The 17568-nt window shown below is 61.5% G+C and carries 12 protein-coding genes and 1 pseudogene; 7 read left to right on the top strand and 6 right to left on the bottom strand.

Going from position 1 to position 17568, the window contains the following annotated elements; genetic code table 11:
• Positions 1-92: 92 nt before the first annotated feature.
• Both MAXJ12_RS37910 and MAXJ12_RS29765 read right to left on the bottom strand, forming a co-directional pair.
• On the bottom strand, positions 93-266 hold the full coding sequence (locus MAXJ12_RS37910; RefSeq protein ID WP_157999685.1) for a hypothetical protein: 174 nt from the start codon (positions 264-266) through the stop codon (positions 93-95).
• Between the two features lie 146 nt (positions 267-412).
• Complete coding sequence (locus MAXJ12_RS29765) at positions 413-700, bottom strand: AAA family ATPase (RefSeq protein ID WP_008839877.1); 288 nt, start codon at positions 698-700, stop codon at positions 413-415.
• A gap of 125 nt (positions 701-825) precedes the next feature.
• Here MAXJ12_RS29765 and MAXJ12_RS29770 point away from each other — a divergent pair, with 125 nt between their 5' ends.
• On the top strand, positions 826-1206 hold the full coding sequence (locus MAXJ12_RS29770) for a hypothetical protein (protein WP_008839878.1): 381 nt from the start codon (positions 826-828) through the stop codon (positions 1204-1206).
• Between the two features lie 801 nt (positions 1207-2007).
• Here the strand turns inward: MAXJ12_RS29770 and MAXJ12_RS40255 are convergent.
• From MAXJ12_RS40255 to tssH, 4 genes and pseudogenes are all read right to left on the bottom strand, one after another.
• Positions 2008-2371 (bottom strand): annotated as a pseudogene (locus tag MAXJ12_RS40255) (DNA-binding protein); the annotation flags it as partial.
• A gap of 14 nt (positions 2372-2385) precedes the next feature.
• The gene (locus MAXJ12_RS29780) at positions 2386-3297 is read right to left on the bottom strand and encodes an ArdC family protein (RefSeq protein ID WP_008839881.1); all 912 of its coding nucleotides are present in this window, start codon (positions 3295-3297) and stop codon (positions 2386-2388) included.
• Positions 3298-5719: 2422 nt separating this feature from the next.
• On the bottom strand, positions 5720-8362 hold the full coding sequence (locus MAXJ12_RS34730; RefSeq protein WP_008839883.1) for a caspase family protein: 2643 nt from the start codon (positions 8360-8362) through the stop codon (positions 5720-5722).
• Between the two features lie 129 nt (positions 8363-8491).
• Positions 8492-11263 (bottom strand): type VI secretion system ATPase TssH, encoded by a 2772-nt coding sequence (gene tssH, locus MAXJ12_RS29805; RefSeq protein ID WP_040588803.1) that lies wholly within the window; start codon positions 11261-11263, stop codon positions 8492-8494.
• A 299-nt stretch (positions 11264-11562) separates the two neighbouring features.
• Here tssH and tssA point away from each other — a divergent pair, with 299 nt between their 5' ends.
• The 6 genes from tssA to tssF all read left to right on the top strand — a co-directional run.
• A complete protein-coding gene (gene tssA, locus MAXJ12_RS29810; RefSeq protein ID WP_040588797.1) occupies positions 11563-12732 on the top strand; it encodes a type VI secretion system protein TssA in 1170 nt (389 codons plus the stop codon).
• A 6-nt stretch (positions 12733-12738) separates the two neighbouring features.
• Positions 12739-13281 (top strand): type VI secretion system contractile sheath small subunit, encoded by a 543-nt coding sequence (gene tssB / locus MAXJ12_RS29815; RefSeq protein ID WP_008839886.1) that lies wholly within the window; start codon positions 12739-12741, stop codon positions 13279-13281.
• A 3-nt stretch (positions 13282-13284) separates the two neighbouring features.
• The gene (gene tssC, locus MAXJ12_RS29820; protein ID WP_008839887.1) at positions 13285-14787 is read left to right on the top strand and encodes a type VI secretion system contractile sheath large subunit; all 1503 of its coding nucleotides are present in this window, start codon (positions 13285-13287) and stop codon (positions 14785-14787) included.
• A 27-nt stretch (positions 14788-14814) separates the two neighbouring features.
• A complete protein-coding gene (locus MAXJ12_RS29825) occupies positions 14815-15288 on the top strand; it encodes an Hcp family type VI secretion system effector (RefSeq protein ID WP_040588800.1) in 474 nt (157 codons plus the stop codon).
• Entirely contained in the window at positions 15275-16027 is a 753-nt protein-coding gene (gene tssE / locus MAXJ12_RS29830; RefSeq protein WP_040588805.1) for a type VI secretion system baseplate subunit TssE, read from the top strand. Before MAXJ12_RS29825 ends, tssE begins: the two co-directional genes overlap by 14 nt.
• 2 nt (positions 16028-16029) lie before the next feature.
• Positions 16030-17568: type VI secretion system baseplate subunit TssF (gene tssF / locus MAXJ12_RS29835; RefSeq protein ID WP_008839890.1), on the top strand; the 1539-nt coding region annotated here is incomplete at its 3' end.

Below are 17568 nucleotides of genomic sequence, written 5' to 3' on the forward strand. Positions count from 1 at the left end.
CTCGTCCATTCCGGCGCGTTCGAGAACGAGCGCCTCAAGCGCCTCAGGCGCAAGAGCCCGCAGATGCTCCGCACGCATACTTTCTTCCCGCTTCATATATGCCTCACCACAGAACCGCTGACGCCGATGCCCGTCCCGATCGAATAATTGACCAACTGCCCGGCATGTTCAGCGAGTAACGCCGTCAATTGCGGCATCCGCGTCATATCCTCAATATCGGTGATGTCCTGCACGTCGCGGCTCAGAATAGCGTCCAGATAGTCCAAGTGCCAAGTCTGCCGCCGCGATGGGCCCGCACGCTGCTCCGCCTCTGGGACCTCCCTTGAGCACTGTTTCGACCAACGCCTCAGCGACGAGAAATCCTCCGCTCGATGGCGGTTCGCCACGAAAGGCGGGGCCAAAAAGGTCCTTCTCAGGCCCACCAATCACTTACGGCAAGCGGTAGCAAGCGCACGACCTCCATACGTCCGGCGAGGCTGTCGGCGACGCGCGGCAGCGTCATCAGATTGGCGGAGGCAGTGAGCAGGAATCGCCCCGGCCTGGGGTGGGAATTGACACTTTCCATGAGCGCCAACAGCAGTTCGGGCGCCCGCTGTATTTCGTCGATGATGGGCCCTATCATCCCTCGCAGGAAGCCGACGGGGTCGCTTTGCGCCGCCTTGTCGAGGCTTCTGTAACCCTTGATCCGCTTCTCGCTCATCGGGCGAGCACCGGTACGGCCTCGTCGATATAGTCGCAGGCCACAACCAAAAGGTCACGCCACGGGGATGCCATGCGAGGCCGAACTTCTCTAAAATATTGTTTTATCTCTATTGCTAGAGAACCATGCCGAAAGTGGCTGCCGGGGCGCGCGAATACATAAGCGGCGTGAATCGATCCGCGCTGATCGATTCACACAATCCGTTGGACGATGCTGCCGCAAGCATCGAGACTATGATCATGGATCGGGACGCGCTGTCGCGCTGCAGGCTGAATCTCCTTGTGGCCCGTCGGCCTCAACAGGAGAATGCAGCCTTGCGACTTGTTGTCATTGCGGTCGAGGTCGACATGTCATCCGCTGATGCGATTGTCGAGGGTCCGATCAAGATGTCCGCACTGCATGATGACGGAGAACACCTTGGCGACTGGCTCGGCAGGCGGCAAGCAAAGAGGATCGTTGCTGAATTGTCGTTGACGGTACTGGACGATATGCAAGTTAGCGCCTAGACGGTCGCGATTATAAAATCCACCAACAACGTCAGAATCATGAAACCACAAAAGAGGCCGTTCGTCATCGAGATCAGGCAGAAGCGCGGCGCGCCAAAGCGGCCGGCGTCGATCTGGAGCGACGTCGATCTTGCCGGGGCAGCCGACGCGGTGCGCAACGAAGCCACCGCTCGTACCAATCCTGCTGACGAGCTGAGCCCCGCGCGCGTCACCACTCCACGAAAATCTGTTCCGGCTCAGCCGTCTGATGTTGGGGATGCCAATGCCCAAGTCGCACGCGCGGCTCCGGAGTTGCCGAAGGCGCCAGCCGACCTGCAGGCGGCGCCACAGACGAAGGTCGACGTGCCTGCCCGTCGCCGGCAGCGACGTGAACTGTTGCTGCCGCGGGGCAAACGCTGGAAACGGCGCCTGCCGGAAGTGCTCCGGCTCGCGGAACCTTGGTCGGTCCGGCGATCGGTTTTGCGAAAGCGTGGACGGTCAGGCACAGTCGATTAGTGAGCCCCTATTGTGGCGCGGAGTGATTGCTAACAGAACGGACCGATCGCCACCGTGGTCGGCCAGGCTTCGTCCTTCCGGGATTCACCTGGGACCCGGTATGATGCCGATAACGGCTCCATAGCTGTCGGATCGACCCGCGCGAAGCGTTTGGTCGGGGGCCTTGCACTTATAGGCGTTGGCAGATCCGGCGAGGTGAGCGTTGCGCGTCGTCGATATGATGTGCGGACATGACCATGTCTGCACGAACCAGAAGCGCCCGTCGTCGTCGCCAGGCTCTTATGTTCGCAACGCGGCGCGGTTGACCTATTCAACCGCGTCGGCGATCTCCTGCCCGGCTCCCGCACGCTCGGCGAGGCAGAAGGGAAGCTCGATCGTCTCGTCGTTGATGTCCGCAGGCTCCTTGCCATTTATGTCCGCGACCCGCGTTGCATTTGGCTCGCGAAGCGGCTCGGGCAGCCAGTTCGATCCTTCGAGAAGACGTGCCGCCTCGCGAGCTATGCGCGGACTGCTCGCCATTCGCCTCGCGGACGGCCTCGAAGATCCGAGCCTTGGTCACGCGGCCGAGATAGTTGTCCACCGTGGGAACCCAGCCGGCGGAGACCATGTCGAAGCCGATGGTGCGGGCAAGGACATCGGCATGGGCGAGTGCACGTGAGCGCCTGCTCCACGATCATACGACGATCAGTCGGCGTGCTTTTCACTGGGGCAAGTCGCGGCCGGCTGTTGCTCATGCATCCAGTCCGCTGCCTGTTGGGCCTTGCTCGCGGCTGTGATGAGAGCGCGCTTCTCTTCCTTCATCGCCCTCAGCCAGGACGCGGCATAGGCAGCGTGATCCTCTCGCGGGCGGCTCGCAAGGCCGAGATCGGCCAGTACAAACGCGGCGGTAAGCTCGGCGACCAGTTCCTCGATCGCAACGGCGTGCCTGTTCAATCGCGTGTCAAGCTGACGGTCAAGGCGATGGCGCGCACCCGAGGCATGCCCAGCCTCGTGGTAGAGCGTGCTGTAAAATGCATGCGGATCAACGAAGGCCGAGAAGTTCGGCATGTGAATGCGGTCTTCCTGAATCCTGTAGAAGGCTGATCCGGCGCCGTAGGTGATTGGAATTGCGAGAGCCGCAAAAAAAGCATCGGCGTTCGAAACGCGTTCGCTTTCGGGGAGAACCGGCTGCGCTGGCTCGTCGTATCCGTCCACCTGATCGCGATTGAAAACGCTGAAGCCGCGCGCGAGAAAGCGCTTGCGCCCATCGGTATCGGTGTCGATGGGGACATCCGCCCGGCCGTCGCCGTGGCGCTCGACTGGCTTCCAGAGCATGATGGCGGTCGCGCGTTCTCGGCGGCGCACCTGACCGCCCTTGGCGGCCCATTGCCGGTAGGTTCCCCAGACGCCACTGTCATAGCCTGCCTGTTTGGCGGCAGTCCAAAGCACAAGGACGTTCGCTCCTCGATAGCGTTTGCCCGACAGGACGTTCACAGGGCGTGTCGTGGCACTGCAGTCGTGGTGCCAAGGCATCCGAAACTCTCCCGTTCCGGCCTCAATGGCAGTGATGATCTGGTTGGTGATGCGCGAATAAATATCGGCACGCTGGTCGTTCATGGTGGGAACTCCATGACGGGCGGCCGCGAACCTCTCTCCGGCCTCCGAACCCGTCACGGATCCCGCCGCGCCCCCTGCCTCTAGCGATGGTTTCTGCATCGACCGATCTGGCGGCCAGACAAGCCACAGCGCAGGACTTGCCGAACTCTCCTCGGATTGGCCGAACAAGCAGGTTCGATCTTTGCGCGCGTTCGTCCGTCGCCGATCCCTCGGCTCAGGGGATGCGACCGCCGGCTCCACGGTGCGGTGATCCTCGCGTATCGGGTCAGGGAAAGAGGGAATGTCACAATGGCTTGTCTCTCGACCGTCCGGCCCACTGCACCGCAGTACGCGCTCGCACTGGAGACAACTGCCAAGCGCCCGATGCTATTTTATAGGTCGAGTTAGTGGCGGGTGTCGCGCAACGAACGCCACACAGATCGAGCGTCAATTCCGCTCCGTCCGCGAGCGCTCCAAAAGTCCGCAATGATTTTTGATGTGAGTTTCCCGCACCAACATTGCTGCTGTTTCGCTGCGGATTGAGTTCACAGCGGTTGCGGCAGCGGCTCGCAACGGAGCAAACTCTGCTTCCCGTCGGTTAGCGGCTATGGAGCCGTTTTCGATCGAATGGACCCAATAGCCGAGACCCTGATCAGGATCTTCGTCAGCTTTGGGCTGGATCTTCCGATCGGCTGGGAAAGGGTAGCGCAGCCTGGTAGCGCACCTCTTTCGAGACGAGGGACCGCGGGTTCGAGCCTGCCTTGGCACCACGCCTGCTTTGAACAAATTTGTCCATGTTTTTCAGTTATTTGTGCCACTACTTCGATTCGTCGTCCCAAGCGTTCTCTTCCATTGGAGAACTGCCCAGCTTCACCAATCATAGGGAGCTGACTTTGCTTGGTCTCTGGTTTTTGGCACATATGAGTGCGTACTAATGGCGGCTGAGCCAAATCCGGTCCAACGTGGAGAGGTGTTGGTATCTTTGTTGGTATCTGAGAACCTGTTGGTATCAGGTAGCCGAGGCGCGGGATAACGGGTCCTACACTGTCTGGTTCGGCCCGAAAGCCCTGCCGGACAGGAGGGGAAGTGGGTCCAGATCATCATCACGAGTAGGCCTCGTTTTACAACTGGCGTCTGACAGCCTTTTGCCGACCCTGATGATGTCGCTGCCAACAAGATGCGCAGAGTGGAAACCGGGATACATGGACCAGCCGGGCTCTAGCCAGCGACTACCTTGGTCACGATGACCAGTTCGTCGGGTCCGCGTCATGACGCCGAGTTCACTTCAGAAAACAGCACCACGCCGACATGAAAATCATCAAATGGTAAGTCAGACGCCCAATTCCGAGCCGATTGACAAACAAGCCGCAAGGACAAAAACGTAGCGCATCAATTCCATCCGCCCGCCCCGCCGCTGCCGTCGCTGCCGCCGCTGCCGCCGCCGTCGTCCATCATCCTTCCTGGGATGACGGGACCTCCAAAGGGAGCCGGCGGCTTGATAGGAGCGGGCTTGGCCGTAACCGGCTTCGCGGCGACGGGCTTGGGTGCGGGCCTGACGGCGCGCGGCGTCTGCTTCCTCACGGGGGCCTGATAGGCAACCGGCGCTGGCTGGAGAGGTTCAGGCACGGCAATACAGCCGGCCAGGCTGAGAATAGCACAAGAAAGAATAAGTCGGGAAAGCATCTGTCCCCCTGATCTGCGCAGTCAAGAGCGCCCCGTCAAGGATGAGGCCAATCGATAAGATTTGCAAGACCAGGATGGGGAACCGCCGAAGCGGTCGTGATCGGGCACCGGTGCATTGCTCCGTGCTGACGTGGGCGCCAACATCAAAAGCACCACGATAGGTGGGGCCGTGGAGCGCATCGTGGTGCTCCTGGCGCACTGCCCCAAGGTCGTCGGGCGCGGAGGGCTTTGCCGCCATCGCGCCTCAGTGGCCGCTTCCATAAAGCCCCCGCGGTAAATCGTTCCTACAAAAGCAATTATCAGCGATAGCGGCCCGCCGAGGAGCCCGCCGCGCGGGTCCTGGAGCGTATGGTCAACCGCCAGCGGCCCCGATGCGCAACTTCTACTGCTTGGCCCTGCGGATCGACCCGGCCGATGCCCTGCTGCAGGCGCTTAGGTCGTTCGGCTCATCCTCGAGTTCGCCAAAGGCCGTAGAGACGCGGGTGAAGGCAAGCGGCCGCTTGCGGGCAGTTTGCCTTCAGTCCGGAATGTCCGCCCTCCCCCCGCACCATCGCGGCTGGTTGTTCTCAGTTGGAAGCGGAGCCACTTTTCGGGCCTTGTGCTTTGGGATAAGCCGTATTGGTTGCGGCGGCCTTTTCCACAGGCGAGTTGAGGTTGCCTCCGCCTTCCCCGATTCTGGTGCGCAGGCGAGCGCCAGGCAGCCGGCGAGCGGATCGCAGAGGCGAGGTGAGCGAGAGCCAGCGCCTCTCCACCACGATCTTCACAACATATCCAGCCGAGGCTTGCCCGCGATCCACTCGCGTCCGATCAGGTCGGCCAATAGCTCTGCCGGCGCTTTCGGAACGTTGCCACCGAGAATTGCTTGCGCGGCATTTCGCGTTTTCGACCCCAGAACCCCGTCCGCCTCGACGCCCTCGGCCCCGAGGCGTATCAGGGCCTTCTGGATCTCCCTGTTGAGTTCCGCGGGATCGCTGCCGGCCAATCTTTCGCCAGCCCGTTCTGACGGCGTTCCTCCTTCCCGGTCGAGCGCAAGCGCGTAGAGGCGGATATTTTCACCCGGCTCGCGCATCAGCGACGCGTCCGCGCTCATCATTTCAGCCGCATGAAAGGCGCTCCAGGCATCCCCGCGATCGGCGCTCTCGCGAAACAGCCTGAATATTTCATGCGGGTCGGCGCTTCCTTCTTTCCGAAGCATCAGCGCAATCAACCGTCCGGCATAGGGGTGCATTCCTTCATGCGCCTGGGTCAACAGCGCGCGAGCTCTTGCCGTGTCCTGCTCGACGACGACGCCGTCGCGATAAAGTAGACCAACATTCATGACCCCCCATATGTCGTCGCGGGCTGCCGATGCGGTGAACAGGCTATGTGCTCGCTCAACGTCCTTAGGCACCCGCTCGCCATAGAGATAGGCCGCTCCCAGGCCGTTCATGGCGTAAGTATGCCCTGCCTCGACCGCCTTGGCATAGAAATCGAGACCCCGCTGGAGATCCTCCTCGACGCCATTGCCCTCGATCAGGGCCTTCGCCAGGGAGTGTTGCGCGTATGGGTCGCCGCGCGCGGCAGCCGCCTCGAAAAACGGGATCGCCTTGGAGGGATCTTTTTCTACGCCGGCGCCGAGCTGGTAAAAGCGGCCGAGTAATTGGCCCGAGCGAACATGGCCCGCGTCCCACGCCGCCTTGAATTCAACGATGGCTGCGTCATACTCACCATTTGCATAGAGGGCGCGACCGAGCTGGTGCCGGAAGCGCGGCACCTGGGGGTGCTCCGCGATCGCTTCCCGGCAAACGGCGATGGCCTCGTCGGCTCGTAGATCATTGGGAAAGATCCCTTCGGCAACGCCCTGGATGTCAAGCCGGTCGGCGGCAAGTTCGTCGCAACGGTTCACGCTTGCCGCCACACCGATCACCAGGGGGACCGCTTCGGCCAGGCCACTGACCGGGGTAAGCACGACTTCCCCTTCGCCGGCCCGCAGAGCGGGACGAATGGCAATTCGCTCGACATCCTCGGCACTGATGAGATCACCCACCACCAGCATCTCCGATTCGAGCGCGACTTGCGCGGACGGAGATCGTTTGTCTATTCGCATCCAGCCATTGCGAGAGGCCTGCTGCTGCGGAAGTGCCTTCGAGACTGGTGCAAAGCCGGTGCCAACATCCAGCGTCATCGCCACCTTCACTGGCTCGGCCTTTTCGCTCGCGCCCCGGATCGTGGAGCTTGCTGCTTCCTGAGCAGCGGGCGCTTGAGCCACGGTCTCTTGCTCTGGCGCTATCGCCGGGTCGAACACGATGGCGACCACACCGTCCACGGTTTCTCCGGTGTCGGCCTTCATTTTATAGGATATGAGCTCGACTGGCTTCTCGCCAGGCTCCGAGACATAGACCACATCCTGGATGCGCGCGACGTCGACCTCCGTCTCGGCGGAGATCCTGGAATCATCGAGGTAGAGATTGCCTGCAGCCGGCAACTTGTCGAACACGGCCGTCAGCTTCATCCCGCCGCTTGCAATTGGCGGAGCGATTCCAAGCTTGACCCGTGTCTGCTGGGGCGAAGCCCGGATCTCGGCGAGACTTTCGCCGACGATGAGGACGTTCTGCCTGGAAACGAAAAAGAACTGCGACGTCAGGCTTGAGACGTCCCACGGAACCTGGCGTCCATTGGTCCGCTCGATTACCTCCGCCCGGATCTCGGTGAGGATCTGGCGCACCTCGGCATTCGGCGTCAGGATATTATCCGCAAACGAGTCGGTAAACGGACTGACCTGCCCGCCGCCATCATAAGCGACCTGGTCGGGCGCCGTGGAATAGACGATGAGCGATCCCTGATGCGGGGTCAGTGAAGCCAGGCCGTCCTTTGACGCGACAGTCACTTTCTTCTCGCCGAGGAAAAATTGTGCGTTCTTGAACGGGTTGTCGCGGCAGGAATCAAGCACCAGAATCTGCAGGGACGACGTTTCCCGCATGTAATCCAGCAGATTGTTGATGTTGAAGGATTCGACCTCGAGGTCATATGCGGAAGCAAGCGAGGCATCCACGGGAAGGATGAAGTTCTCGCCGGCCACCTGGACGGCATGTCCGCTGTAGTAGAAGAGCGCAACATCGCCGTCGTTGAGCGTGCGCAGAAAATCGCGAACTGCTTTCTCGGTCCCCTTCTTGTCGAGATTTTCGCCGACCGTCACCTCAAAATTGGCGTGGCGAAGGACTTCGCCCATGCGTGACGCATCGTTGACGGCATTGGGTAGCGTCCCCAGTTTCTCGTAGGCGGAATTGCCGATGACAAGCGCCGCGCGGCGGCCTTCGACTTCGGCTGCGAAGCCGGCAGACAGCGACAGGACCAAAAAGAAGCAGACTGGCGCAATAGAAACCGCCCGTTTGCGCAAGTAACCAACCATGCTGAGCTTTGACATCGCCGCTGTCCCTGGCGAAGCAGCCCGGCGGACCCGGGCAATCTCACCTTCGCCCCAAATTACAGTCTTCCTAATCCGCCGCCAGATCAAGCGGCTTGTCAGTGATGCGTTTCACAATCCGAGCGCCTATCATTCGAACGAATAGGTAAATCCGTCGTCAGAGGCGCTTACCGTGACGCGCTTCATCGGCTGGCCCTCGATCGATCGGTTCAATACGCCCTGGCTCAGTGCGGGCAAAAGCGTATTGGTCATGATCGCGTCGATCATCCGACCACCGGATTCGATCTCGGTGCAACGGTTCTTGACCAGATCCATCACGCCGTCCGCGATCACCAGCTCGGCATCGTGACTTGCGCGAAGACGGCGCGCGATCTTGGCGAACTGGTGGCGGGTGATCGCCTCGATCATCGTGTCCGACAGGGGATAATAGGGAATGGTCACCACGCGGCCGAGAAAGGCAGCCGGGAATACTTTCAGGAGCGGCCCGCGCAATGCGGCATCCAACTCGTCGAGCCCTGCCCGCGTGCGGCCGCTTTCGGTGCGGTCCATGATGACCTGCGAGCCGACATTGGACGTAAGCAGTATCAGAGTGTTCTTGAAATCGATCCTGCGGCCCTCGCTGTCGTCCATCATCCCCTTGTCGAAGACTTGAAAGAATATTTCATGCACATCCGGGTGCGCCTTCTCGACTTCATCAAGCAGGATCACCGAATAGGGCTTTCGGCGAACCGCCTCGGTGAGAATGCCGCCCTTGCCGTATCCGACATAGCCGGGCGGCGCGCCTTTCAGCGTCGACACGGTATGCGCCTCCTGGAACTCGGACATGTTGATCGAGATGAGGTTTTGCTCGCCGCCATAGAGCGTATCGGCGAGCGCCAGGGCGGTCTCGGTCTTGCCCACACCCGAGGGGCCGCAAAGCAAAAACACCCCCACCGGCTTTTCGGGCGCGCCGAGCCCGGCGCGGCTGGTTTGCACGCGCTTGGCGATCATCTCCATGGCATGGTCCTGACCAACGACGCGCTCAGAGAGCACGCTGGCCAGGCGCAGCGCCTTTTCGGTCTGGCTGGACAGCATCCTTCCGGTCGGAATCCCTGTCCAGTCCTGCACCACCGCGGCCACCGCGTTGCGGTCCACGGACGGCAGGATGAGTGGCGTCTCCCCTTGCGCCTTGGCAAGTTCGGCCATGAGTTCTCGCAACGTCGCAAGGTCGGCTGCCGGATCAGGCGCAGCACCTGCAGGATCGGCCGGCACCGCATCCGTCCCGCCTTCAGTGCCGCCGGCCACGCCCGCCATTCCCGAGGGCTCGGTTTGCACGGCCTCAGCAGGCGCCTCCTTGGTTTGCGCTGCCGTATCCAGTGGCATGCCATCGCCCCGAAGTCGGGCGCGCAGGTCGAGAATTTGAGCGACCAAGGCCTTTTCACGATCCCAGCGTGCCTGGGCGGCAGCAAGCGCGGTCTCCGTCTCTGCCAGTCCCGCTTCGACACGCGCCTGACGCTCGGCCACCTCGATGCCGATCGCCGCCTCCCGGCCAATAATGCCCTGCTCGACCTCCAGCGCCTGGCGCCGGCGACGTATATCCTCGACCTCGGCTGGCGTTGCGTGCTGCGAGATCGCCACACGGGCGCAGGCGGTGTCGAGCAGGCTCACGGCCTTGTCCGGCAACTGCCGCGCCGGGATGTAGCGATGCGACAAGGCGACGGCGGCTTCGATGGCCTCGTCGAGTATCTGGACCTGGTGATGCCGCTCCAGAACACCGGCCACACCGCGCAACATAAGCACGGCGGCGTTCTCAGTCGGCTCCTCGACCTTGACCACCTGGAAGCGGCGGGTAAGTGCGGGATCCTTCTCGATATGCTGCTTGTATTCGGTCCAGGTGGTCGCCGCGATCGTGCGCAGTTCGCCCCGCGCCAGCGCCGGCTTCAGGAGATTGGCTGCGTCGCCTGTTCCCGCTGCACCGCCTGCGCCGATAAGCGTATGGGCCTCGTCAATAAAGAGGATGACAGGACTGTCTGACGACTGAACTTCATCGATGACCGCCTTCAGGCGCTTTTCGAACTCGCCTTTCACGCTCGCACCGGCCTGCATCAGCCCGACATCGAGCATGCGCACGCTGACGTTCTGGAGGATTGGCGGCACGTCGCCCTGGGAAATGCGCAACGCAAAGCCCTCGACCACCGCAGTCTTGCCGACGCCGGCCTCGCCCGTCAGAATCGGGTTGTTTTGCCGCCTGCGCATCAGTATGTCGATGATCTGCCTTATTTCGGGATCGCGGCCGACGACGGGATCGATCTTGCCGTCACGTGCCCGCTGCGTCAGGTCTGTCGCGTATTTCGCCAGCGCCGACTCGCCTCCCGGCATGCGGCGCACGGCTTCGGTATTGGGAGCCGCCCCGACCTTGCCGCCAGCCTCGATCGAGCCGTCGAGCACCTCGTCTGTCCGGGATAGGACGGCGTCCGCGTCGATCTTGTCGAATTCCGGGCTTATCTTGGAGACAAGCCCCTCGAGCACCGGAACCTTCAGGCAGCCCAGAAGCACATGCGCGCTGCGAACCTCCTCAACGCCGAACTGCAGCGTTGCCAGGCTCCAGGCCTCCTGGATCGCGTGGAATATATGGTCCGAGAATTCTTCGATCGACGTAGCGCCGTAGGGCAGCTTGTCGACCGCCCGGGCCATATCCGCGGCAAGCCGACCCGCGTCGACGCCAGCGTCAGCAAGTATCAATTGGAAGTCCGAGCGATCGGAGAGCGCCAGCTGCTCGATCCAATGCACAAGTTCGACATAAGGGTTGCCGCGGAATTTCGCCGCGTCGGCAGCTGCCTTGAAGGCGCGCAGACAGACGGGATTGAGCTTGGCTACCAGTTCCTTGCGTTTGAAGCTCTGCGACGACCTGCGCTGCTGCATGCTGCCTGGTCCCATCGGACTGCTCCTGTTGTCGGGATTGCCGATGCATAACCTGCCACACAACAAGCAACTTACAAAGTGGGGGAGCGAAAAACGTCACAAAATCGCTGCTTTAGTGAAACGCTTCACATACGTGCCCCAGCAACCGCGCCAGGGATCCGGCTGACGACAATCGTAACAATGTGGTCGACAAGATCGAAACACATGCCTTACCATCGCTGCCGAAGTTGTGATAAACATATTCTGCGGTGTAAATATTACACCGCAGGCGGCCTCGCAGCCGCACACCGGGGGGTTGTGTGATTGATCTCGCACTCTGGCTGAATCCATTGGACGGCGAGAATCCGTCTGGGGAAGATTTGCGCAACGATCCCCGCTTTCATGAGCTTGAGCGCCTCACAAAGCCACAGATCAAGGTCATCCATGACGAGCGCAACAAGCCTTCCTCGCGCGTGGACATTCCGGTCGACTGGCCCGCCGTCCTCAGCAAGGCTGAGGATTTGCGTTCACACGGGCGCGATCTTCGCCTTCTGATCATTGTTGCGCGCGCGCTGGCCAATGAGGATGGTTTCGCCGGGCTGACCGACGGGCTCAATCTGATCGCGCGCACCTTCGGCGCCTATTGGGACACGATGCACCCGGCGCTACGCGTCGGCGCGACGCCACGGGACGCTGCGCTGCGCCGGATCAACGCGCTGCTTGATCTGCAAAACGGCCAGGAAGGTTTGCTGGCGGATCTGCGGCAAATGGTTCTTTTCGCTCCACGCGGGGTGGGGCCGATCAGTGGCCGCGATCTGGAGCAAGCCGCGCTTGACGAGCGCATCATGCTGCAGGAGGCCGCTTCCGGACTGAACGCCGCCGAAAAGGCAGCGCTGGCCAGCGCCCACGAGCAGCTGCTGGCCCGGGTCCGGAGTGGCTGTGCTGCGGCGGCGGATCAGGCCAATGAGACGATGACGGCTCTCATTGCCGATGTCCGCTCCAGCGCCGCAGCGCTGGAATCGGTCGAGAAGGCACTGGCTGCCCGTCTTGACGGCGGCAGCGCCACCATTCCGGACCTGAAGAGATTCCTGGAGCGCTTGCTGGCGACGCTTGAGCGGGAGCCTATGCGCGGTGCCGTCGATGGCATGCCCAAACCCTCCGAGACAGTTTCGGCGACTGACGCGCCCGTCGGGAACGGTCATGATTTCGTCGTTGAAGCCGGCGCTGGTTCCGGAGGATCGAGTATGGCCCTTCCCGATCGGATTTCCTCGCGCGAAGACGTGGTGAAATGCCTTGACCTTGTCGTTGCCTTCTACGACCGCACGGAACCGTCGAGCCCGATCCCGCATCTGGCCCGCCGTGTTCGCCGGATGGTGCACATGGACTTCGTTGAACTCATGGAAGATCTCGCGCCGTCGGGGCTCAAGGAGTTCCGGCTTCTGGCCGGGGTCCCCGACACAAAGAAGACGGCTCAGAAGGACGAAAGGTAAAAAGTCATGGCAGCGGAAAGCAAAGCAAAAGTCATCGAACGAAATCGCGCCCCGCGCGTACAGATTGCCTATGATGTCGAAACCTATGGCAGCCCCACGACCATAGAATTGCCCTTTGTCATGGGTGTGATGGCCGACCTTTCGGGCGCGTCGCAGACCAAGGAAGCGCAAAAGTCGGTGCTGGACCGCTCATACGTCGACGTCGACGCCAACAGGTTTTCCAAGTTCATGGAAGCGCTGGGGCCCCGGGTCAAAGCTCGCGTCAAGAATACCTTGCCGCAGCCAGAGGGCGCGGAGCGCGAAGAAGAACTCGTGCTGGATCTTTCCTTCTCCAAAATGGGTGATTTCGCCCCGGACAAGATCGCCGAACAGGTCCCGCAACTGGCCGAGATTCTCAAGATGCGTCGCCAGCTCGAAGAACTGCTGGGCTTCATGGACGGACGCGTAGACGCCGAAAAGCGAATTGCCCAACTGCTAAACAACGAGCCGCTTCTTGGTCAGATCGCCAGTCAGGCGCTGACCGAAGGCGACAGCAAGGTCGAGGAATAGACAATGGCCGAACAGCAAAAGATCGCAACCGTGGCCGAGGCCGAGGCTGTCGACCTCGGCGAATTTGGCGAACTTCTCGAGAAGGACTTCAAGGTCAAGAAGGACGACAGCGAGAAGCTTCAGCAACTGGTCCGCAACCTCGCACTGGCGGCGCAATCGCGGTCCGAGACGACGACGATTTCCTCGAACGCAATCAAGTCGATCAAGTCGCTCATCGCGGGAATCGACAAGATGCTGACGACGCAGATCAATGAAATCCTGCACGCGCCCGAGGTCCGCGAGATGGAGGGCACATGGCGGGGCCTATGGTATCTGGTGAACAACACCGAGACGGATCAGAAGTTGAAGATAAGGGTGCTCAACATCTCCAAGGATCAACTGGCCGACACGCTTGAAGACTATGAAGGTCAAATGTGGGACCAGAGCCCTGTCTTCAAGAAGGTCTATACGGACGAATATTCGATGTTCGGCGGCGAGCCGTTTGGTTGCCTGATCGGCGCCTACGAGTTCTCCAACCATCCGCGTGATGTGGGCCTTTTGCGCAACCTGTCAGGCATCTGCGCTTCCGCGCACACGCCGTTCATCGCCGCGGCATCGCCTCGCCTTTTTCGCATGGACAGCTGGCAGGAGCTGCCGAACCCGCAGGACCTGCAGCAAATCGTCTCGAACCCGGCCTATGCCTCGTGGCAGTCGCTGCGCGAGAGCGAAGATGCGCGCTATATCGGGCTGACCATGCCACGCGTTCTGGCGCGCTTGCCGTACGGCGCCGACACGGTTCCGGTCAAGGGCTTCGCTTTCGAAGAAGAAGTCCAGGGCGACCACAACAAATATGTCTGGATGAACGCTGCCTTCCCGATGGGCGTAAACATCAACCGCAGCCACAAACTCTATGGCTGGGGCACGCAGATCCGCGGGGTCGAGAATGGCGGCACGGTCATCAACCTGCCGGTGCACAGCTTCCCGACGGACGACGGATCGGTGGCCATGAAATGTCCGACCGAGGTCGCAATCGACGACCGCCGCGAAGCGGAACTGGCCAAACTGGGTCTGATGCCCATACTGCACCGCAAGAACACCGACCTTGCGGCTTTCATCGGCGCGCATTCGCTGCAGGACGACGAAACGCGCGCGGGACGGCTGGTCGATCCGGATGCCCAGGCGAACGAACGTCTGAGCGCAAATCTTCCCTACCTCTTCCCGGTTTCGCGTTTCGCGCATTACCTCAAGGCGATCGCGCGTGACAAGATCGGTTCGTTCAAGGAGCGCTCCGACATGCAGGTCTGGCTGACGGAGTGGATCAACCGCTACGTTCTGGCCAACCCGGCTTTCGCCGACGACAAGGCGCGAGCAAAGCGTCCGCTCGCCGCTGCCGAGGTCCAGGTCGACAGTGTCGAGGGCAGACCAGGCTATTACAACGCACGCTTCTATTTACGTCCGCACTACCAACTGGAAGGAATAAACGCGTCGCTCCGACTGGTCTCGGAGTTGCCGTCTGTGAAGTCTTGATCTGTTTGAACGCAATGGAGAGCGACAATGCCAGCAGCAGTCGAACCAAGAACGAAGATAGATGGTTTTCTGAAGGTTCCTGACATCAAGGGGCCAAGTGTCCGCGATGGTCATGATGAAGAGATTGAGGTCTATGGAGTAGAGTACTCCATGGTGGCTCCGCACGATGCGAATTCTCTGTCCCGGCGCGGTCGGGTTGCATTGGGCATGGCGGAGTTTACCAAGCACTATGACATGTCCTCCCCCTATCTGAAGAAGGCGCTCTTCGACAATACGCTGATGGACGAGGTCAAGTTCTCCGCACGGCGCACGATCGAGGGTGAGACGAGCGACTATCTTGTCGTCACCTTGAAGGACGCGTCGGTGGTGAAATACGAGTTGAGGCCGAGCCCCGATGAGCCGGATGTCCTCGAAGACCGGGTAAGCTTCGCCTACAAGACCATCGTCTTCAATTACGATGATGAGCACGAAATCGAAATGGATGTTCATGTCGGAAAGTGAAGCCCGGTTACGGCGTTCCGGCGCCGAAAGGACCACTGGCGGTCCGCGGGCGAAACGCGAGGCGGTCCAGCCCTCACTTTGGGACCGTCTCGTCAACGATCTGCCAGGCCTGACTTCGGAGATCGAGGGGCTGCGGCGGACGTTGCAGGACGAACTGGGCGCCGAGCGTGTCGACGCCTTGATGGAACGCAACCAGCTCATCGATTCCGATGCTGAAGTCACGCCCGACCAGAAGCGGAGATTGCATCGCCTCGCCTTTCAGAACCGGCACCGCGCCGAGCTTGAAAGCCGTAGCGTGGTGGTCTCCGCCCCGGTGCTGCGCGAAGCGGTTCGACGCGATATCGAGGCGCTGTTCAACACCGAGCGCTTCGAGGCCACCCCGCTTCTTTCCGACTTTGAAGCCGAACACGCCGCCGGCAACCCGCCATCACTGGAGGACTTCCCCGAAGTGCGCCGCAGTGTCGTCAATTACGGCGTGCCTTCGTTCTCCGGCCGTTCCTCGCGTGATTTTGACCGCGATGCCCTGGCCCGCGAAATCCGCGCCGTGCTCGCCAGTTTCGAGCCCCGTCTCAAGGAGAGCGCGACGAAAGTCACCGTGACGCTCGGCGACAAAAGCATGGGTCTGAAGATTGAAATCGACGCAGTGTTGATCATGACGCCAACGCCCGAACGGTTGCGGCTGCGCACCTTGATCAACCTCGACAACGGCCTGGCGCGGACCGATTTTAAGGACGCCTGAAAATGGATCGGGCCTTCCTGGAATATTACGAGGAGGAACTGACCCACATCCGGGCGCTCGCGTCAGAGTTTGCGGACATGCATCCGGCAGTAGCCCGCAATCTCTCGCTCGATACGGTCCCCTGCCCCGACCCCTATGTCGAGCGCCTGCTTGACGGAGTGGCGTTTCTTGCGGCGCGCACGCGCCTGAAGGTGGACGCGGAGCGCTCGCGCTTTTCGCGCAGCGTGCTTGATGTCCTCTATCCCGATCTTGTCGCACCGACGCCGGCGACCGCCATGGCGGTGCTCAAACCCGGTCAGCAGGTCCAGACGATGATCGGTGGGCATGTCGTGGCGCGCAACACGCGCCTGGTTTCCAGCCTGAAGCCTGGGCTGTCGACGCGCTGTACCTTTACGACCGCCCAGGAGGTGACGCTCTGGCCGATAGAGATTGCTTCCGTCAGCTATTTCCAGGACCGCAGCGCGCTCGCCGCCGCCGGTGTAACTCCGGTCAAAGGCGTCGCGGGCGAGGCGGCGCTTCGGCTGACCCTCGCCCGAAACGGCAAAGGCAAGCTTGGCGAACTGGGTCTCGACCGTCTCGATCTGTACTTTGCCGGACGCACCAAGGCCCCCGTCCTGTTCGACGCCGTTTTTGGCTCCTGCTCGGCGCTGGGCGCGCGTGCGGAAGGCAAGGCCAATCCGTTGATGGCCTTGCCGCCACCCGAAATGGCGGGCATCAACGATGACGAGGCGCTGATGCCGCGCACCCGCCCGACATTCGAAGGCTACCGCCTTCTGCGGGAATATTTCATCATGCCCGACCGGTTCTTCTATGCGCGCCTTCGCGGGCTGCAGCCTGTCGTGCGCAAATGCGATGCCGGTTTGGAAATCATCTTTCTGTTCCGGCGCTCCGTACCGGAGCTTTCGGACGTCACCGCAGCGGATTTCGAACTGTTTGCCACGCCCATCATCAATCTCTTCGAGCGTGAGTGTGACGTGGTCGAACTCGATCCCCGCAAGACGCGGCAGGCGCTTTATGCTGACCGAACCCGGCCGCGCGACTTCGAGATCTACCGGGTTCTGCGTGCCGAGGACGCCGATGCCGAGGGAACGGACGCCGCGATACCGGCGCTCTTCAGCCTGGGACAAAACCGCGGCTCCGGCTGGGTCTACTCGACGGAACGTCGCCCCCGCCGCGCGACCGAGGATGAACGTCGTCAGGGCATGACGCGCACTTCCTATGCGGGCGATGACGTTTTTCTTGCCGTCTCGCGACCGGCCGACACCACGGCGAACCGTCCGCTCAAGCGTGTCGACATCGTGGCGCTTTGCACCAATCGAGATCTGCCAATTCTCGACGATACGCCCACCTTATCGCCCGAAAGCGGCGATCCGATCGACTCGGTCAGGCTCCTGGGGGCCCTAAGGACACCACAGCCAGCCATCCCGGCGACCTTGCCCGCTGGCGCGGAGGGCGAATCGCGGGCGGACGATTTGGCATGGCGCCTTGTGGCCCAGCTTTCGCTCAATTTCCTCAGCCTTGCCAAGGAAGGAAAGAGCGTC

Source organism: Mesorhizobium alhagi CCNWXJ12-2 (assembly GCF_000236565.1).
GTDB lineage: Bacteria > Pseudomonadota > Alphaproteobacteria > Rhizobiales > Rhizobiaceae > Allomesorhizobium > Allomesorhizobium alhagi.

Coding starts and splice junctions, on each gene's coding strand:
- tssB (WP_008839886.1), top strand. CDS start 12,739: ATGGCAGCGGAAAGCAAAGCAAAAGTCATCGAACGAAATCGCGCCCCG.
- MAXJ12_RS29770 (WP_008839878.1), top strand. CDS start 826: ATGCCGAAAGTGGCTGCCGGGGCGCGCGAATACATAAGCGGCGTGAAT.
- MAXJ12_RS34730 (WP_008839883.1), bottom strand. CDS start 8,362: ATGTCAAAGCTCAGCATGGTTGGTTACTTGCGCAAACGGGCGGTTTCT.
- tssE (WP_040588805.1), top strand. CDS start 15,275: ATGTCGGAAAGTGAAGCCCGGTTACGGCGTTCCGGCGCCGAAAGGACC.
- MAXJ12_RS29825 (WP_040588800.1), top strand. CDS start 14,815: ATGCCAGCAGCAGTCGAACCAAGAACGAAGATAGATGGTTTTCTGAAG.
- tssC (WP_008839887.1), top strand. CDS start 13,285: ATGGCCGAACAGCAAAAGATCGCAACCGTGGCCGAGGCCGAGGCTGTC.
- tssH (WP_040588803.1), bottom strand. CDS start 11,263: ATGCAGCAGCGCAGGTCGTCGCAGAGCTTCAAACGCAAGGAACTGGTA.
- MAXJ12_RS29765 (WP_008839877.1), bottom strand. CDS start 700: ATGAGCGAGAAGCGGATCAAGGGTTACAGAAGCCTCGACAAGGCGGCG.
- MAXJ12_RS29780 (WP_008839881.1), bottom strand. CDS start 3,297: ATGAACGACCAGCGTGCCGATATTTATTCGCGCATCACCAACCAGATC.